Source organism: Paracoccus sp. (in: a-proteobacteria), assembly GCF_047973135.1.
GTDB lineage: Bacteria > Pseudomonadota > Alphaproteobacteria > Rhodobacterales > Rhodobacteraceae > Paracoccus.
Map to the genome: position 1 here is coordinate 1 of NZ_JBKEBL010000194.1, position 2,750 is coordinate 2,750.

3 protein-coding genes and 1 pseudogene are annotated in these 2,750 nt (G+C 63.6%); 2 read left to right on the top strand and 2 right to left on the bottom strand.

What is annotated here, in order from left to right; all coding sequences use genetic code 11:
- Positions 1-330 (bottom strand): transposase (locus ACK5L9_RS15010; RefSeq protein WP_416912277.1); only part of this gene is annotated, 330 nt, incomplete at its 3' end.
- Positions 331-699: 369 nt separating this feature from the next.
- Positions 700-1,737, bottom strand: coding sequence for an IS110 family transposase (locus ACK5L9_RS15015; RefSeq protein ID WP_416912279.1), 1,038 nt, complete (start codon positions 1,735-1,737; stop codon positions 700-702).
- 198 nt (positions 1,738-1,935) lie between these two features.
- On the opposite strand from ACK5L9_RS15015, the gene ACK5L9_RS15020 reads away from it, so the two are divergent.
- Entirely contained in the window at positions 1,936-2,517 is a 582-nt protein-coding gene (locus tag ACK5L9_RS15020; protein WP_416912278.1) for a hypothetical protein, read from the top strand.
- Positions 2,465-2,750: pseudogene (locus tag ACK5L9_RS15025) on the top strand (phage terminase large subunit family protein); the annotation flags it as partial. The gene ACK5L9_RS15020 and the pseudogene ACK5L9_RS15025, both read left to right, overlap by 53 nt.

Genomic DNA, 2,750 nt, shown 5'->3' on the forward strand with positions numbered 1-2,750 from the left:
GATCTTGTCATCCATCGCGTCGATCCGGGTCTGGCCTTTCTTCACCAGCTCGGGCTCGAAGCTGCTGTCCCGGTCCCGCGGGATCGCCACTGGCAATTCCCCGTCCTGGCCCTTCAGCACCTTGGCCGATCTGCCGTTGCGCCGGTTGGATTGGTTCGGCGGCGCGCGCTCGCCCTCTTCATAGCCAAGATGCGCGGTCAGCTCGGCCCCCAGCATCCGCTCCATGAGCCTGATCTTCAGCTCTTTCATCAACCCGGCATCGCCGAGCAGATCCTCAGGGCGCTCGACGCCCTGCAAAAGTTCGTCCAGAATTTCTTTCGAGATGGTCATTCATGCTTCCTTTCGGTGAAGCATGAACCGGATCAGTCATACACAAAAGGTCGGACACTCTCCGCTGCCGCGGATTGTGGTCCCGGCAGATCTTCTGGTTCCCACGTCCCACAGGACATGCGTTCAGGGCCACTCCGCCGGTATCATGCTTCCGTCCGTGGTCGGTGCAGGACCGCCACATCATGCCTGGTCAGTGGGATCTCGCGTGCCGATCTCTAATCTCGTGCTCAACCTTGCGGCGGCACCAGCGATTCTACGGCATCGTCAAGACCTCGTCCCGGCGAAGGGACTTCGGAGGATCGGGATAAGCCCAATCCAATTCGGGATCAGGTCGGCAGCTTCGTCAGTATGGGAGTAAGGTTCAAAGCATCAAACCGGAACGCACCGTTGCGGATGTGTCGCCCGAAACGGTGCGCCATCGCACCACATCCGATGCAGCACGGCGACAAGGCGACGAGCAACGGCCACCACGGCACGCTTCATGCCACGGCGCTTGGCGACCTGCATCCCCCAGGTCCTGAGCCAGCTTTTTGCCCGCGACCGATAGAGCATCACAGTTGCTGCCTGAAACAGGGCTGTGCGGACGTTCCGATCGCCTGCGGCGCTGATCGCCCCCACAACGTCGCGTTCGCCGGATTGCTCGCGTCTGGGCGTCAGGCCAAAATGTGGCCCGACATTCTTCGACGAGCGGAACCGGGCCGGATCGTCAATCCCTGCCTTAACCTGAAGCGCCACGATCGCGCCGACACCCGGAACCGTCATCATCAGCCGGACGGTCCGGTCGGCACGCGCGATGCGGCGCAGCCGACTTTCGAGCCGGGCCAGTTCCATGCGCAGAGCCGACTGCCCACGCAACATCGACGTAACCATGGCCGTCAGCATCTCATTGCCCTGCGCCAGTTCACGCGCGCGATCTGGCAGGCGTCGCCGGGTGACCGGGCCAAGCTTCAGACCGAAGCCACGCAGCATGCCGCGCATCGACAGTTCGATGCTGATCATCGTTCTCTGCAGCGTGCGGCGCGCGCCGAGCAGGGCCCGCAGTTCCTGTGCCGAGACCGATTTGCAGTGAACCGGGCGGAACCAGCCCATTCGGAGCAGCTGCGCGATGCCAAGCGCGTCACGCCGGTCGGTCTTGATCGGCATGGCCTTCAGAGCGCCCTTCACCTGCCGGGTTTCCATCAACGCGGCCTCGAACCCTGCCTCGCGCAGATGTCGGTGCAGCCATTGCGACAAAGGCCCGGCCTCAAGCCCGATGCCGCTGATGTTGATGTCCATTTCTCGCAGGAACCCAATCAGTGCCTCTGGCTCGCAGGCAACCTTGGCCTCGCGCATCACCGCGCCGGCCTGGGTCACGACGCAAACCGCGCAGCTCGCAAGCGATACATCGATGCCGACAAAGTGATCCATGGCTATCCTCCCTGTTGCGGATCGTGGAAGCCGACCAGAATGACCGGCTCTGACAGGACGATAGCCAGCTTGACAAAGAACCAGCAGCACAACCGCGGCTTCCGAAGCGACTCGCCCATTACGGCATCTCAACCGCCCGACCACATCAAGTAAATCACCAGCAATTTCATTTCTTTATGATCGCGGAAGGATCGCCCCATGAAAGGCATGAGCGAGCGGGCCTATGCAGCCCATTCCGGGCTCTCGCGCGGCGGAGTGCAGAAAGCGCGGAAGAACGGCCGACTGGTGGTCTATAGCGACGGCTCCATCAATGCTGCCGCTTCCGATACACGCCGTGCAGCCACGACAGACCCGGACCAGCGGAACCGGTCGAAGAGCAGCGCATCGCAGCAGGCGACGGGACAGCGCGCAGGCGACAACCTCGCCGCACCTTCAATCTCCGGCCCGGGCGACTCGTCCTCCTATCTGAAGGCCCGCACAGCGCTGACGGTCTATCAGGCGCAGGAACGCCAGATCGCCATCCAGAAGAAGAAGGGCGTGCTGGTCGACCGGGCGCGGGCCGAAACGCTGGTCTTTCGCCTCGCCCGACAGGAACGCGATGCCTGGGTGACCTGGCCTGCCCGCGTCGCCGCGATCATGGCGGCGGAGCTCTCGGCCGAGATGGAAAAGACCACCGGGGAAGCAATGAGCATCGGCACCGGGGTGCTGCAAAGGGTGCTGGAAGCCCATGTCCGAGACCAGCTTGCCGCCCTCGCCGACCTCAAGGTTTCTCTTGAATGATGACGATGGGAGCGATGATCACAGCCCCGACCTGAGTTTCGACGGCGCCGAGGACATGTTGCGCGCCTGGTCGCGCGGCATCCGGCCCGATCCGGATCTGACGGTCTCCGAATGGGCCGACAGGCATCGCTGGCTGTCCTCGCGGGCTGCGGCGGAACCGGGGCGCTATCGCACCGCCCGCACCCCCTATCTGCGCGAGATCATGGACGCCCTCTCGCCCGGCCATCCGGCGC